The sequence below is a fragment of the Lawsonibacter hominis genome (genome assembly GCF_014287895.1).
GTDB classification, from domain to species: domain Bacteria; phylum Bacillota; class Clostridia; order Oscillospirales; family Oscillospiraceae; genus Lawsonibacter_A; species Lawsonibacter_A hominis.
The window spans coordinates 1-15060 of record NZ_JACOPP010000026.1; the positions used below are offsets into that span (position 1 = coordinate 1).

Sequence of the window (15060 nt, forward strand, 5' to 3'; positions counted from 1 at the left end):
CGGGATCTGCCTGCTTTATTCGAACAAACAGCTGCCCTGCCGGGTACCCGCCATAAGCTCATCCGCCCTTACACGTCCAGGCACAACGGTAAAGTGGAACGCAGCCACCGGGAGGACCAGAAACGGTTTTACTCCTGCCACAACTTTTACTCGCTGGATGACTTCGCCAAACAACTTGCTGTCCACAACCGCCGCTCCATCAACTTCCCCATGAGGCCCCTTCACTGGCTTTCTCCCGCAGAGTTCGCCGTCCAATATGTTTGACTAACCTACAAAAATGTACCGGCGCGCGGCGCAGTATGCTTTTATTTGACGGAAATGGGGGGGATGAAGTATAATTATAGTGATCCATACGGCTTGCGGGCCTGTCACACCGTTGCAGCGTTTCAATTAATGAGGGAAAGCGCCATGAGAAACAGGAAATGGAAAAACGGCGGAGAGCGGATCAATATTGTGTGGCCTGTACTGGTCTGCGGGCTGGCGCTTTTGTTTGCCGTACTTTCGACCTCCACGATCCTCAGCATGAACCAGGACCTGAGCGCATTGTATGAGTACCCTTATCTCAACGCCCAGCACATCAATCGGGCCGCCAATGCAGTATCGCTGATGCGTCAGGGGATGAACCGGCTGGCCATTCGCCGGGGAGCGAAGGATTACGCGGCAGTGCGTACTCTGGTGGAGGAGGCCATGCCGGAGCTGGAAGAGAGCCTGGATTACATCGCGGGACATTACCTGGGCCCCGCGGAGGACGTGGATGTGCTGAAAGACGCGGCAGAGCAGATCGTCGTCCTTCAGCAGGAACTGCTGGAGCATGAGGAATACGAGGCTCAGAAGGCAAAACGGCTGCTGGAGGAGGAGCTGGCGCCCCTGTATGACCAGTTCATGGAGGACTCCAACGTCGTCATGGTGTGGAGCACCGCAGCCGTGCGGGAGATGGATCGGGAGTCCGACCATACCACCCGAAAGGTCGTGATCCTGGCGGCGGTCATGACGCTTTTCATCCTAACGGTATCCGTTTTGTACTATCGTTCGATCCAAAAGAAAAGCCGGGAGCTGGAAGGACGGGAGCTGCTGTTCAGCCTGCTTACGGAGACGATCGACGATGTGGTATACATCTATCACGCAACGCGGCGGGAGAGTGAATTCCTCAGCGGCAACACCGAGCGGGTATTGGGCCTGACGGAGGAGGAGCTGCTGCGGGACCCGGACAAGCGGCGGGCGATGTTCGCCGATCAGGAGAGCTTCCGCATGGTGGAAGCGATCTTCCGGGGGACGGTCCTGCGGAAGCCTGTGGAGCGGGAATGCCGGATCATGAACCCGAAGACGAAGCGGGAGCAGTGGATGCTGCTGCAGGTTTACCCGGTCCTGCAGGACGGCGGGGTGGAGCGGTATATCGCCAAGCTGGAGGATCAGACCGAGGAGCGCCGGACCCGGCAGACGCTGCGTGACGCCCTTGAGAACGCCCGGCAGGCCAACGCGGCCAAGCGTAATTTTCTTTCCCGTATGTCCCATGAGATACGTACGCCCATGAATGCGATCATCGGTATGACGGCCATCGCCGCCGCCGACCCGGATGACCGCGCCAAGACGGAGGAGTGCCTGACCAAAATTGCCTATTCCTCCAAATACCTTCTGAGCATTATCAACGATGTGCTGGATATGTCCGCCATCGAGAGCGGGAAGATTTCCATTACCCGGGAGCCCTTCGACCTGGCCCGCCTGCTCACGGAGCTGGGCGCAGTCTACGAAAGCCAGTGCGCCAGCCGCGGCGTACAGTTCGCGCTGACCAACGATCTGAGCGAGGAGCATCTGATTGGAGACCAGGTCCGATTGAATCAGATCCTGCATAACCTGCTGTCCAATGCGGTGAAGTTTACCCCCGCCGGCGGCCGGGTCCGGCTGGAGGTGGGGCAGACCGGGCAGCAGGGCGTCTACCGTCAGCTGTGTTTCACGGTCAGCGATACCGGTATCGGCATGGACGAGGGGTTTCAAAAGCGGATGTACCTTCCCTTTGAACAGGACCCCCATGCCGGAGTCCTGCGGCAGGGGGGCACCGGCCTTGGGCTGGCGATCGTTCGGAACCTGGTCACCCTGATGGGAGGGAACATCCGGGTGAAGAGCGCCCCGGGCAAGGGCAGCGTTTTTCAGGTGGAGCTGCCCTTTGAACCCGGCCAGAGCGTCTGCTGCACGGTGGAATCCGGGGAACGGAAGGATCTGCGGGTCCTGGTGGCGGATGACGACAGGGGTACCTGCGAGCATGCGGCCCTGCTGCTGGAGCGAATGGGCATGTCGGTACGCTGGGTCCTCTCCGGCGCCGAGGCGGTGGAGGAAATTCTGTGGGCCTGTGCGGACGGGACGGACTATGACGTGTGTATTCTGGACTGGCAGATGCCGGGCATGGACGGGATTGAAACGGCCCGCCGCATCCGTGAGCGGGTGGGACCGGACCTGCTGATCATCATCCTGTCCGCCTACGATTGGAGCGGCGTCGAGCCGCAGGCCCGTGCGGCCGGTGTAAACGCCTTCCTGTCCAAGCCCATGTTTCCGTCCAATCTCCATCGTGCGCTGCGGGAGGCGGCGGGGCATGGCAAAACGCCCCCAGCACCGGCCCGGCGCTGCGGCCGCTATGATTTTACAGGCCGCCGCATCCTTTTGGCGGAAGACAACCAGCTGAATCTGGAGATCGCCGCAGCGCTGCTGGAGTCTGCCGGCGCTGCGGTAGACCAGGTCTCCGAGGGGCGCGCCGCAGTACGGGCGTTCGCGCAGTCGCCGCCCGGCACCTATGATATGATCCTGCTGGATGTGCAGATGCCGGTACTGGACGGACACGGAGCGGCCCGGGCCATACGTGCCTGTCCCAGGCCGGACGCGGCGCGTATCCCCATTTTTGCCATGACAGCCAACGCCTTTGCGGAAGACGTAGCAGCCGCCAAGGCCGCAGGCATGAACGAGCATGTGGCCAAGCCCATCGACGCGGAAGCGCTGTATGCCCTGTTGGATGCCTATTTCAGAGGAGACAAGGAGGAGTGAGTATGGAGCAGAACCGATGGGACGCTTTGCAGAATGCGGGCATCGACCTTCCGGACGCGCTGCGGCGCATGGCGGGCAATACGGAGCTCCTCGAGAAATTTTTGATGCGGTTTCCGGAGGACGACAATTTTGGAATACTGGGTCGTGCGCTGGACGGGGCGGATTGGGATACGGCGCTGATCGCCGTTCACACGCTCAAGGGCATCTCCGGAAATCTGGGAATGGGGCGTCTGTGTCAGTGCTGCTGCAGAATGGTGGAGCAGCTGCGCGCCGGAGACACAGCAGGAGCGCGGGCCAGCTACAACGAGCTGGCCGGGGTCTATCGGGCGCTGTGCGGCGCGCTGAAAGGCGGCGTCTGATGGAGCCGAGAGATACCCTGCTCCTGGTGGACGACCAGCAGGCCGACCGCGCCGTTCTGCGGGAACTGTTTCAAGAGGAGTACAATCTGCTGGAAGCGGAAAACGGCGATCAGGCGCTGCTGCTGCTGGAGGAGAATCACACCCGGATCGCGGCGGTGCTGCTGGATCTGCTCATGCCGGCCAAGGATGGTTTCACGGTGCTCGCCGAGATGAGGGCCAAACGAGTTCTGCCTGAAACGCCGGTGGTGGTCATCACAGCTCAGGATTCCGCCGCGCGCGCGGCGCGGGCGTTCGAACTGGGCGCCTCGGATTTTATCGTCAAACCGTTTGAACCCTGCGCCGTCCGGCGGCGGGTGCGCAATCTGGTGGAACTCAGCCGCTACAAGCGGTGCCTGGAGGAGCTGGCGGAAGAGCAGGCAAACGCGCTCCGGCAGTCCAACGAGGTCATGGTAGACACGCTGTCCTCCATCATCGAATACCGCGGCGCAAAATCAGGCCGGCATATCCTGCGGATCCGCCGCTTCACCAAGCTGCTGCTGGAGGAATTGGCGCGCAGCTGTCCGGAGTACCAACTGGACGGGCGGAAGATCGCCGTTATCTCCGCCGCCGCCGCGCTGCACGACATCGGCAAGATCGCCATACCGGACGCTATCCTCAACAAGCCGGGCCAGCTGACGCCGGAGGAATTCGAGGTGATGAAGACCCATTCCGCCATCGGCTGCCGCATGCTGGAGCAGCTGGACGGCATGGGCGACCGGGAATACCTGCGTTATGCCTGGGACATCTGCCGCTATCACCATGAGCGGTGGGAGGGCGAGGGATATCCCGACGGACTCCGGGGGGAGCGTATCCCACTCTGGGCGCAGGCGGTAGGCCTGGCGGACGCTTACGAGGCACTGACCACCGACCGGGGCTATCAAGACGCCTGCTCCCATGAGCAGGCCATGAATATGATTTTGAACGGAGCGTGCGGCAGCTTCTCCCCTAAGCTGCTGGAGTGCTTCAAGCATCTGCGGGATGCGTTTGCGGCGCTGGCCTGCACCTATACCGACGATCCTCCCGCCGCAGGCGGAGGACCCCTCACGCCGCACGACGTCTCCGTCCCGCACGCCGGGGGGCTGGATATGCTGCAGACCGCCCAGGTCAAATACCTGACGCTGCTGCGCTATGTGAACGCCACCGTAGTAGAGGTGGATCTGGATCAGGGGGTCTACCACATGGTCTACGATCCCAATCCGGATTTTGCGCTGCTGCGCTCCGGGGCGAGCTTTGCGGAGTCCATGCGCAATCTGGTCCAAAGGGCGGTCCATCCGGACGACCGCGCCCGGGTGCTGGAATTTCTGAAAAACAGCGGCGAGGAGTTTTTTGCCGAGGGGCTGATGAAGTACAGGCACCGCTATCGGGTCTACAGCGCCATGATCGGCGATTACCGCTGGTACGAGGCCACCCTGCTGCGTATCGACGTGGATGATCTGCACTCCCGCAAGGGACTGGCGGTCTGGCGGGAGGCGGAAACAGCGGAAGCGGAGGACACCCGCGAGCGGGAGACAGCCCTGCGCAGCCTGTGGAGCGGCGTCCAGTGCTGCCGAAATGACCGGTGGTTTACGCTCATGGGGGTCAGCGAAAACTTTTCCGCCCTGGTGGGCTATACGACGGCGGAGCTGGAACAGCGCTTCCAGAACCGCCTGACCGGGCTGATCCTCCCGGAGGACCGGGCGGAGGTGCGCCGCCGGACCAGAGAACAGCTGACGCTGGGAAGCGGCGTGGAACTGGAATACCGCCTGGTCCGGAAGGACGGGCAGGTCATCTGGGTCCTGGAGAAAAGCCGTATGGTCACCGAAGCGGATGGTGTAGAGTATCTTTACTGCGTGCTGGTGGACATCAGCCGGACCAAGAAAGCGCAGGAGGAGCTGCGGCTTTCCCTGGAGCGGCATCAGATCATTCTGGCCCAGACCAACGATATCATCTTCGAGTGGGATGTGGCGGGCGGAACGGTGAGCTACTCCCCCAACTGGAAGGAACGCTTCGGTTACGCGCCCATGACAGGCGGCGTGGGAGAGGCGATCCCCAAGGCGTCCCATATCCATCCGGAGGATGCCCCGGTGTTTCTGGATGCGTTGCGCGCCCTGATGGACGGCGCTCATTACGAGGAGATGGAGCTGCGCATCGCCAAGGCGGACGGACGCTATCTGTGGTGCCGCATCCGTGCCACCGCCCAGCAGAGGGAGGACGGGCGCCCCATCAAGGTAGTGGGCGTGGTCATGGATATCGACGGGGAGAAGCGGGCCAATCAGGCCCTGCGGGACAAGGCGGAGCGGGATGGGCTGACCAGGCTGCTCAATAAAAATTCCGCACGCCGCCGGATTGAGGCATATTTATCCGAGGCAGAGGGAGAACGCGCCGCGCTGCTCATCATCGATGTAGATAATTTCAAGCAGGTCAACGACAGCTACGGCCATATGTTCGGCGACGCGGTCCTCGCCCGGCTCTCGGAGGAGATCCGCGGGCTTTTCCGTGCGGACGACATCGTCTCCCGCATCGGCGGGGACGAGTTTCTGGTGTTTTTGAAACGGGTCCCGGACACAGATCTGGTCGAGGAGCGCTGCGGGCGCTTGATCGAGGCGTTTCAGGGGATGTTCCAGAAGGAGCTGGTCGGCTGGTCCCTGTCCTGCTCGGTGGGGGCGGCCCTTTCACCGGAGCACGGCGCCGCCTTCCAGGAGCTGTTTCAGCGGGCCGACCAGGCTTTGTACCGGGCCAAACGCCGTGGAAAGAATTGTTATGAGCTTTACCGCGCGCAGAAGGACGGCGGCTTCCCGCAGCCCGGAGCTCCCCTCATGGCCGTCGGCGAGCGCATTGATTCCGGCGGGCGGCCCGGTACGGCGGAAGATGGGCTGGTCCAATACGCCTTCCGCCGCCTGTATGAGTCGGGGGATGTGGAGAACACGGTCCAAGATATCCTGGCGCTGGTGGGCCGCCGGTTCAACGTCAGCCGGACATATATCTTTGAGAACACCCCGGACAACCGGGCCTGCCGGAATACCTTCGAGTGGTGCAGCGAGGGCGTCGAGCCCCAGATCGACCGTCTGCAGCATATCGAGTATCAGCGGGATCTGGGCGGGCGCTATGAGGAGAACTTTGACGAGCACGGTGTGTTTTACTGCCCGGATGTGACCCGTCTTCCCAAATGCCAGTATGATATCCTGGAAGCGCAGGATGTCAAATCCCTGCTCCAGTGCGCCATTCGGGACAACGGCGTGTTTCGGGGCTACGTGGGCTTTGACGAATGCGTCGGAAGCCGCCTTTGGACCCAGGAGCAGATCGATGCGCTCACCCATATCGCCGGCTTTCTCTCGGTATTCCTGCTGAAGCTGCGCTCCCAGCAGCAGGCGGAGGAGCGGGCACGGGACCTGCGCATTGCCTTGGACAACCAGAATTCCTGGATCTACGTCATCGACCCGGATACCTATGAGATGCTCTTTATCAATGCCAAGACCCGCGCCGTAGCGGCGCAGGCAGCGGAGGGGCTGCGCTGCTATCAGGCCTTCCTCCATCGGGACGCGCCCTGCGGGAACTGTCCGGCCCGGGACATCCGGAGGGATGTGAACCGCACGGTGGAGTTTTATAATCCCGTCCTGGATGTGTGGAGTCTGGCGGACGCATCGCTGATCCGCTGGAGCGGGCGGGAGGCCTGCCTGATCAACTGCCATGATATCACACGTTATAAAAAGACCTGTGACCCGGAACGATAGGAGGGACCGCTGTGAAACAGCTTCTGCGCCGCGGGGGCGCTTTGTGTCTGATCCTGCTGCTTTGTGCCGCTGTCCTGGCGCCGGCATCGGCGGCGGAGGATCAGGGCGCCGGCGCCCTGACCATTCTGTTCACCCATGACACCCACGACCGTTTTCTGCCCGTCCCGGATGAAGAGGGCGGGGAATACGGCGGCTATACCCGCTTGGCCACGCTGCTCCGGCAGGAGCGCGCCGCGGCGGAAACCCCGGTAGTCACCCTGGACGCGGGAGATTTCTCCATGGGCTCCCTGTTCCAGACCATCTACGCCACCGACGCCCCGGAACTGCGGGCGTTGGGACAGATGGGATATGACGTGACCACCCTGGGCAACCACGAGTTCGACTACCGCGCCCGCGGCCTGGCGGAGATGCTCGGCGCCGCGGTGGACAGCGGGGACCGCCTGCCCGCCGTCGTCCAGGCCAACTACAAGCCCCCTGCGGGGGACGGCGCGACCCGCGCCGCCTGGGAGAACTATGGCATCGGAGACTATGTAGTGCTGGAACGGGACGGGGTGCGCGTTGCGGTCTTTGGATTGCTGGGCGTGGACGCCGATGAATGCGCCCCCATGTCCGGCATGGAATTCACCCCGCTTGCGCAGGCCGCGCAGCGGGTGGTGGAGACCATTCAGGCACAGGAAGCGGCGGACTATATCGTGTGCCTGTCCCACTCGGGGACCACGGACGGTAAAGGGGAGGACTACGAGCTGGCAAAAGCCGTGGACGGCATCGACGTGATCATCTCCGGACATACCCACTCCGCCACGCAGGAGCCCATCCGGGTGAACGATACCCTGATCGTCTCCTGCGGCGAGTACACCCGGAACCTGGGCGTGCTGACGGTGGAGAAGACCGGAGAAGGACTGGATACCCTGGACTTCCGGCTGGTCCCCATTGATGAGACCGTGACAGAAGACGCCGCCATGACCGCGATGGCCCGCCGGTTTCAGCAGAAGGTGGACGAGGGGTACCTGGCGGGTTTCGGCCTGAGCTTTCATCAGGTGCTCTGTGAGAGCGCCTTTGCGTTCACGCCCATCCGCCGGTTCGCGCAGCAGCAGCAGGAGGACCCCCTGGGCAGCCTGATCGCGGATTCCTATGTCTACGCGGTGGAACAGGCGGAGGGGGAGGACTACAGGACCGTGGACTTTGCGGTGGTGGCCGCAGGCGTTGTCCGGGCTTCCTTTGCTGCGGGAGAGATCACCACCTCGGACGCGTTCAACGTCTCGTCGCTGGGCTCCGGAGCGGACGGTACGCCGGGCTACCCGCTGGTGTCCGTATGGCTGACCGGACGGGAGCTGAAAGACGTCTTCGAGGTGGACGCTTCCGTTACCCCGCTCATGCCTGCCGCCCAGCTCTATCCGGCGGGCATGCGCTGGACCTATAATCCGCGCCGGCTGATCTTCAACAAGGTCACCGCGTGCGCCCAGGTGCTCCCCGACGGCTCTGAGGCCGCGCTGGAGGACGAGCGGCTTTACCGGGTGGTCACCGGACTCTATTCCGGACAGATGCTGGGGGCGGTGAATGCAAAATCGTTCGGCATCCTCACCGTTACGCCCAAGGACGCCCAGGGGAACGAGATCACCGACCTGGAGGCGCACATCATCCATACTTCCGGCGGCTCGGAGGTCAAGGAATGGTACGCCCTGGCCTCCTACCTCCAGTCCATGGGCACGATGGACCGCCGCTATGCCGCGCCGGAAGGGCGCAAGGTGTCCGTGCCCTCCTGGAACCCCGTCCATTTGCTGAAGAACCCAAACCGGATCACGCTGCTTGTTCTGCTGCTCGCCTTGATCGTAATCGGTCTGGTGGTTTTTCTTGTTTACCGCATCGCGACCCGGGGCCGCCGCAGGCGCTGCCGCGGGGGCAGCGGCTACCGCCGTTATCGGGGATAGGGAGCAGCCGCTCAGCTTGCCGAAAGAGCCTCGCAGCGCCCCTCCGCCGGAGCGGGGGGAATCAAGTCCGATCCCTGTTTCGCAGCGGCGTGTACGTCGTGAAACATACATCCCGGCCTGTACGTGCGCGCACGTACAGGCCGCAGCTTTCCCGAACAAACGGCTTCGCCGCTTGTCCGGCAGCCTCCTTTTTACGACTTGGATTTGGGCTTAAAGATGAGCGCGACCAGATAGCCGAAGAAGATCGCGGCGGTGATGCCGCCTGCGGCGGCGGTAACGCCGCCGGTGAGGGCTCCCAGAATGCCCATTTCATCCACCGCCTTGGCCACGCCCTTGGCCAGCAGGTAGCCAAAGCCGGTCAACGGCACGGTGGCTCCAGCGCCGCCGAAGGCCACGATATACTTATAGATGCCAAGCGCCCCCAGAACGACGCCGGAGACCACATAGGTCACCAGAATCTTGGCGGGGGTAAGGGGGGTCTTGTCGATCAGAATTTGACCGATGAGGCAGAGCAGCCCGCCGCAGAGGAACGCGCGGACGTATTCCCAAAAGAGTTCCATGACGGATTCCTTTCTCATTCCGGCGGGGAGCGCGGGAGACCGTCTCCCGGCCGCCCCGCGGCTGTGGTGTGGTGTTATTTTGTGCAGGAGATGGCCGCGGCGTGGCAGATGCAGGGGATGCTCTCGCCCTGCTGGGTAGAGGTGGGGGAGAGCAGAGCGCCCGTGCCGCAGAAGAGAATGTTTTTCCAGCGCCCGGCGCGCATACCGTTGAGCAGATGCCCGGTGAGCACCACGGCGGAGCAGCCGCAGCCGGAGCCGCCGCAGTGCACGTCCTGACCCTCCAGATCGTAGATCAGGGTGCCGCAGTCGGTCAGGTTGTTCAGGTCCATGCCGTCCTTGTGGAACAGGTCGAACAGGATCTCGCTGCCCAGCTTGCCCAGGTCTCCGGTGACGATCAGGTCGTACTGAGAGGGCCTGCGTCCCGTGTCCTGGAAGTGGGCCTTGATGGTCTCATAGGCCGCGGGAGCCATGGCCGCCCCCATGTTGTTGGCGTCCTTGATGCCCTTGTCCACGATCTTTCCGATGGTGGCGTGGGTCACATAGGGGCCGTTCCCGTCCCGGGCCAGGATGATGCAGCCGGAGCCGGTCACCGTCCACTGGGCGGTGGGGGTGCGCTGTCCGCCGTACTCCAGCGGGGTGCGGTACTGCCGCTCGGCGGAGCAGAAGTGGGAGGAGGTCAGCGCCGCCGCCCACTCCCCGAAGCCGCCGTCCAGCATAGCCGACGCCATACACAGGCTCTCCGCCATGGTAGAGCAGGCCCCGTACAGTCCCAGAAAGGGCGCGTCCTGTCCCCGCATGGCGAAGCCGGAGCCGATGCATTGATTCAGCAGGTCCCCGGCAAAGATATAGTCTAATACGCTGACGCTTTGCTTGGCCTTGTCCAGCGCGGCGGACAGAGCCAGCTTCTGCATGGCGCTCTCTGCCTTCTCCCAGCTTTTTTCGCCAAAGCTGTCGTCCTGATTGATGAGATCGAAGCTGCCGGCCAGGGGACCGTCCCCCTCCTTTTTGCCCACGACGTTGGCGTGCCCGGCGATGGAGGGGGGCGCGGCAAAGGCGATCGTCTGAGCGCCCAGTTTTTTTGTGATCATAATCGATCCGTCCTCCCGCAGAAATAGATGATGCTATTTTGAACGAAAAGCCCGAAAAATATGAGGATGTATTTTGTGGGCGGACATGCTGGTCAAATACCGGGTTTTGAGCTATAATACCCTCAGTGGACAAGAAGCAACGCATATGCGCAGCCGGCTTTTTGAGACCGGACGCCGGGATCGATCCCAATCCCAGGGGATGCTTTGGACGTCAAGGTGTTTGGGTTTGCTCCGCGTGTCCGCTGCCTACGGCGGGCGGCTTGCCCGGATGCAGGGAGAGGACGCAAGGCTGCGGCAAATTTAAAGTTGGAGGAGAGCCCATGGTGGAACAAGCCAAGCGCACCCTGGCCTATATTTGTCCGGAATGCCGTCAGAGCGTGGTGATCGAGCGCACCGCGTTCCAGCTGGCCGCGGCGGGCAGCGAGCTGCCCTGTCCCTGCGGAAAATCGGCCCTGAAGGTGGAGCTGGCCGGGGATCGGGCCCATCTGCAGGTGCCCTGCCTGTTCTGCGGCACGGACCACAGCGTCTCCTGCTCCCAGCGCGCCTTTCTGCACGAGCATCTGCTGGCCTTCTCCTGTGCACGCTCGGGCCTGGACTGCTGCTATGTGGGCGAGGAGGACGCCGTCTTCGCCGCCGTGGGGCGGCTGGAGGAAGCGGTGGACAAGCTGGAAGCCGAAGCCGGCGCCAAGGGCGCTTTTCTGGATGAGCTTGTGATGCACGAGGTGCTCTCAGAGATCCGGGACATTGCCCAGCGGGACGGCATCTCCTGCACCTGCGGTTCCCACCGCTGGAACCTTCAGGTCAATTACAGCTCGGTGGACCTGAAGTGCGCCGACTGCGGCGGGGCGATGCGGATTCCGGCCGCGACCGCCAGCGATATCGAGGATATCTGCTGCAAATATACGCTGCTCATCCATGGCAGAGAGGGGGCGGGACATGACGGTCTATGAGCGGGAATACCGGGTGGACTCGCGGGAGACCGATCCCTGGTACAACTGCCGGCCCTCCGGCGTACTGGGATTTTTGCAGGAGGCAGCCACGGCGGCCGCGTGCGCCCTTCATGCCTCCCGGGATGAGATGCTGGATAAATATAACGCGTTCTGGATGCTGGCCCGGGTATGGTACCGGCTGGACGAGCCGTTGAAGTGGGGGGAGCGTCTGCGCATCCGCACCTGGCACCGGGGCGGCAGGGGGGCCTCCTCTTACCGCGACTTCGATTTGTTTGTCAACGACGCGCCGGTGGGAGAGGCGGTCTCCCTCTGGGTGCTGGCCAACGCACAGACCCATAAGCTGGTGCGCATGGCCGGCATCGAGGAATTCCAGGGCACGGACGGGGGCGCGCTGTGCAAGACCAGACTGCTGAACAAGGTCCGCATGCCGCCGGATATGACATGCGCCGGCACGCGCAGCTTCCGCTACAGCGACCTGGACGTGAACGGCCACGTGAATAACGTGCGCTATGCCGACATTGTCTGCGACGCGCTCCATCTGGAGCGTATGGGTGCGGAGCGTTTTGTCTCGTCCCTTCAGGTGGGCTATCAGGCCGAGTGCCGGGTGGGGGAGACCGTGGACCTTACGACCGGCAGCGACGGCGGCGCACAGTACGTCCATGGCGCGGACGGCGCGGGGAAGACCCGGTTTGACGCCATGCTCACATTATCCGATTTAGCCGGAAAAGCCCCTTGACAATCCAGAGGCGAGGGCATAAAATAGGAAAAATTTATGGTTAAAGAGACAAGGAGATGCACTATGGTCAACACCGACGAGCGCCAGAAGTTTACCAAGCAGGGTCTCACCTTTGACGACGTGCTGCTGATCCCGGCGGAGAGCGATGTGCTTCCCGCGGACATTGACCTGCACACCCAGCTTACCAAAAAGATCCGCCTGAACATCCCTCTGATGAGCGCCGCCATGGATACCGTTACCGAGTACCGCATGGCCATCGCCATCGCCCGGGAAGGGGGTATCGGCGTCATCCACAAGAACATGTCCATCGGGGCACAGGCCGAGCAGGTGGATATGGTCAAGCGCAGTGAGAACGGCGTCATCACAAACCCCTTCTGGCTGGCCCCCGGCCATACGCTGGCCGAGGCGGATGAGCTGTGCGCCAAGTATAAGATCTCCGGCGTACCCATCTGCGACAACGGAAAGCTCATCGGCATCATCACCAACCGGGATATGAAGTTCGAGACCGATATGAGCAAGCTGATCGATAACGTGATGACTAAGGACAACCTGGTCACCGCAAAGGAGGGCACCACGCTGGAGGAGGCCAAGGAGATCCTCCGGCGCCACAAGGTGGAAAAGCTCCCCATTGTGGACGATGAGTTCCATCTCAAGGGCCTGATCACCATCAAGGACATTGAAAAGGCCCAGGTCTACCCCAATTCCGCCCGCGACGACAAAGGACGCCTGTTGGTGGGCGCCGCCATCGGCGTTACCTCCGACGTGCTGGACCGGGTGGCCGCTCTGGTGGAAGCGGGGGCCGACGTGCTGGCGCTGGACTCCGCCCACGGCCATTCCCATAATATCCTGGAGTGTGTGCGCCGCATCAAGGCGCTCTATCCCGACGTGCAGCTGATCGCGGGCAACGTGGCCACCGCAGAGGGTACCCGCGCCCTCATTGAGGCGGGCGCGGACTGCGTGAAGATCGGCATCGGCCCCGGCTCCATCTGTACCACCCGTGTGGTGGCCGGTATCGGCGTGCCTCAAATCACCGCTGTGTACGATGCGGCCCGTGTGGCGGCGGAGTACGGAGTGCCCATCATCGCCGACGGCGGCGTCAAGTATTCCGGCGACATCGCCAAGGCTCTGGCCGCGGGCGCCAACGTGGTCATGCTGGGCTCGCTGCTGGCGGGCTGTGAGGAATCCCCCGGCGAAACCGAGGTGTATCAGGGCCGCCAGTTCAAGGTCTACCGCGGCATGGGCAGCCTGGGCGCTATGGCCAAGGGTTCCAAGGACCGCTATTTCCAGGAGAACAACAAGAAACTGGTCCCAGAAGGCGTCGAGGGCCGTGTGCCTTACAAGGGCCTGACCGGGGAGACCATTTACCAGCTCATGGGCGGCCTGCGGGCGGGTATGGGCTACACCGGCTGCCACAGTGTGGAGGAGCTCCAGAGCAAGGCGCAGTTTATGCAGATCACCTCCGCCGGCCTTCGGGAGAGCCATCCCCATGACATCTATATCACCAAGGAAGCGCCCAACTATACCCTCAATCCGCAGTAAGCGGCGCGGGGCGCTTCCAGCGAAGCGCTTGATTTGCAGCAGGCGACGATGGCAACAGCCCCCGCCGGGTTTCCCGGCGGGGGCTGTTGTCAGCTGCGGCCGGTGTCCAGCACCAGGTCGCAGCGCTCCGGCAGGCGGAAGGTCTGGAAGTAGGCCTCTTCCAGCGGGATCCAACGCGCCTGGAAGCGCGCAAGCCCCGCTGTCCCCTCGCGCTCCAGCAGCCGCTGGCGCTGGACAGCGGGAGAACAGGTCAAAAAGATGCGCGTGTGGTAGTATCGGTACAGCTCCGGGTGGAGGGCATAGCTGCCTTCCACGAGAGCCAGTCCGGTATGCGCCGCCTGTACCGGCGGACCGAAACCGCCGCTATGGCAGTCGAAGGGGCGAAAGCAGACCGGTTTTCCTGCCGACCAGGGAACGAGGAGCTCCGCCGCCACCCGCTCATAGTGGATGTTGCCGCCGGGCTGTGCCAGACGCTCCGGCGTGCGCAGGGCGGGGGGGAGAAAAAAGTCATCCATGTGGAACAGGGAACAGCCCAGTACCGCCGCCGCCTGCCCGGCCAGCCGGCTTTTGCCGCTGCCGCAGCGGCCATCGATGGCCGCCAGTACCGGCCCGTCCGCCTGGGACAAGGGGGCCAGCTTCTTCAAAAGCTGCTCCAGCAGCCGGTCGGTCTCCTGCACGTTCAAACCCCTCTCGTGATGAGATCCTTTTTCCGCAGGCATTATTATAGCACATTCCTTTCCCGGGAGCAAAGCGCTTTTCGGGATGTCCCGCCGCATGCGGTCATCCGCCGCCGCTTGGTGGCTGACCCTCGTCAGCGGCAAGTGGAAGGGGCTCCTACTGCGGGACCTGCTGGATGGGACGCGGCGGTTTGGGGAGCTGAAAACTCCGCCGGCCACGTGACTCAGAAGGTGCTGACCGCTCAGCTGAGGCAGATAGAGGCCAGCGGACTTCTGACGCGCGCCGTGTATGCCCAGGCGCCGCCCCGGGTGGAATATACGCTGACAGAGCCGGGCTACAGCCTCAGGCCCGTTTTGGATGCCATGCAGGCATGGGGCGATGCCTGTCAAAAGGCGGAAGGCGGCCGCATCTGAACAGGCCCTTCCAGGTCCACAAAATACAGA

11 protein-coding genes and 1 pseudogene are annotated in these 15060 nt (G+C 62.9%); 9 read left to right on the forward strand and 3 right to left on the reverse strand.

The genetic code is table 11. From position 1 onward, the window contains the following. From H8S57_RS13895 to H8S57_RS13915, 5 genes are all read left to right on the forward strand, one after another. Nucleotides 1-264 (forward strand): integrase core domain-containing protein (locus H8S57_RS13895; RefSeq protein ID WP_186908635.1); only part of this gene is annotated, 264 nt, incomplete at its 5' end. A 144-nt stretch (nucleotides 265-408) separates the two neighbouring features. Continuing rightward, nucleotides 409-3030: a response regulator gene (locus H8S57_RS13900; RefSeq protein ID WP_186908636.1), complete on the forward strand. Its 2622-nt coding sequence runs from the start codon at nucleotides 409-411 to the stop codon at nucleotides 3028-3030. A gap of 2 nt (nucleotides 3031-3032) precedes the next feature. Next, a complete protein-coding gene (locus H8S57_RS13905; protein WP_186908637.1) occupies nucleotides 3033-3389 on the forward strand; it encodes an Hpt domain-containing protein in 357 nt (118 codons plus the stop codon). Beyond that, the gene (locus H8S57_RS13910; protein WP_186908638.1) at nucleotides 3389-7138 is read left to right on the forward strand and encodes a diguanylate cyclase domain-containing protein; all 3750 of its coding nucleotides are present in this window, start codon (nucleotides 3389-3391) and stop codon (nucleotides 7136-7138) included. The genes H8S57_RS13905 and H8S57_RS13910 overlap by 1 nt, the downstream gene beginning before the upstream one ends. A gap of 11 nt (nucleotides 7139-7149) precedes the next feature. After that, a complete protein-coding gene (locus H8S57_RS13915) occupies nucleotides 7150-9066 on the forward strand; it encodes a bifunctional metallophosphatase/5'-nucleotidase (RefSeq protein ID WP_186908639.1) in 1917 nt (638 codons plus the stop codon). Nucleotides 9067-9257: 191 nt separating this feature from the next. On the opposite strand, the gene spoVAE is transcribed toward H8S57_RS13915, so the two are convergent. Beyond that, complete coding sequence (spoVAE, locus tag H8S57_RS13920; protein ID WP_186908665.1) at nucleotides 9258-9626, reverse strand: stage V sporulation protein AE; 369 nt, start codon at nucleotides 9624-9626, stop codon at nucleotides 9258-9260. Between the two features lie 74 nt (nucleotides 9627-9700). Further along, nucleotides 9701-10714, reverse strand: a complete 1014-nt coding sequence (gene spoVAD, locus H8S57_RS13925; protein ID WP_186908640.1) for a stage V sporulation protein AD — start codon at nucleotides 10712-10714, stop codon at nucleotides 9701-9703. Between the two features lie 320 nt (nucleotides 10715-11034). On the opposite strand from spoVAD, the gene H8S57_RS13930 reads away from it, so the two are divergent. The 3 genes from H8S57_RS13930 (at nucleotide 11035) to guaB (ending at nucleotide 13939) form a co-directional block, all read left to right on the forward strand. Then, nucleotides 11035-11664: a hypothetical protein gene (locus H8S57_RS13930; RefSeq protein WP_186908641.1), complete on the forward strand. Its 630-nt coding sequence runs from the start codon at nucleotides 11035-11037 to the stop codon at nucleotides 11662-11664. Continuing rightward, on the forward strand, nucleotides 11651-12400 hold the full coding sequence (locus H8S57_RS13935; protein ID WP_186908642.1) for an acyl-[acyl-carrier-protein] thioesterase: 750 nt from the start codon (nucleotides 11651-11653) through the stop codon (nucleotides 12398-12400). The genes H8S57_RS13930 and H8S57_RS13935 overlap by 14 nt, the downstream gene beginning before the upstream one ends. Before the next feature lie 63 nt (nucleotides 12401-12463). Next, nucleotides 12464-13939 carry an IMP dehydrogenase gene (gene guaB / locus H8S57_RS13940; protein WP_186908643.1) on the forward strand — a complete coding sequence of 492 codons (1476 nt, stop codon included), beginning with the start codon at nucleotides 12464-12466 and terminating at the stop codon, nucleotides 13937-13939. Nucleotides 13940-14028: 89 nt separating this feature from the next. Here guaB and H8S57_RS13945 read toward each other — a convergent pair whose 3' ends face one another. Further along, nucleotides 14029-14616 (reverse strand): uridine kinase family protein, encoded by a 588-nt coding sequence (locus tag H8S57_RS13945; protein WP_256175776.1) that lies wholly within the window; start codon nucleotides 14614-14616, stop codon nucleotides 14029-14031. Between the two features lie 85 nt (nucleotides 14617-14701). Between H8S57_RS13945 and H8S57_RS13950 the strand changes: the two are divergent. After that, a pseudogene (locus H8S57_RS13950) lies at nucleotides 14702-15030 on the forward strand (winged helix-turn-helix transcriptional regulator). The last annotated feature ends 30 nt before the right edge of the window (nucleotides 15031-15060 follow it).

Excerpts from the sequence above, each read along its gene's own strand:
- H8S57_RS13900 (WP_186908636.1), top strand. The coding sequence starts at position 409 with ATGAGAAACAGGAAATGGAAAAACGGCGGAGAGCGGATCAATATTGTG.
- H8S57_RS13905 (WP_186908637.1), top strand. The coding sequence starts at position 3,033 with ATGGAGCAGAACCGATGGGACGCTTTGCAGAATGCGGGCATCGACCTT.
- H8S57_RS13910 (WP_186908638.1), top strand. The coding sequence starts at position 3,389 with ATGGAGCCGAGAGATACCCTGCTCCTGGTGGACGACCAGCAGGCCGAC.
- spoVAE (WP_186908665.1), bottom strand. The coding sequence starts at position 9,626 with ATGGAACTCTTTTGGGAATACGTCCGCGCGTTCCTCTGCGGCGGGCTG.
- spoVAD (WP_186908640.1), bottom strand. The coding sequence starts at position 10,714 with ATGATCACAAAAAAACTGGGCGCTCAGACGATCGCCTTTGCCGCGCCC.
- H8S57_RS13930 (WP_186908641.1), top strand. The coding sequence starts at position 11,035 with ATGGTGGAACAAGCCAAGCGCACCCTGGCCTATATTTGTCCGGAATGC.
- H8S57_RS13935 (WP_186908642.1), top strand. The coding sequence starts at position 11,651 with ATGACGGTCTATGAGCGGGAATACCGGGTGGACTCGCGGGAGACCGAT.
- guaB (WP_186908643.1), top strand. The coding sequence starts at position 12,464 with ATGGTCAACACCGACGAGCGCCAGAAGTTTACCAAGCAGGGTCTCACC.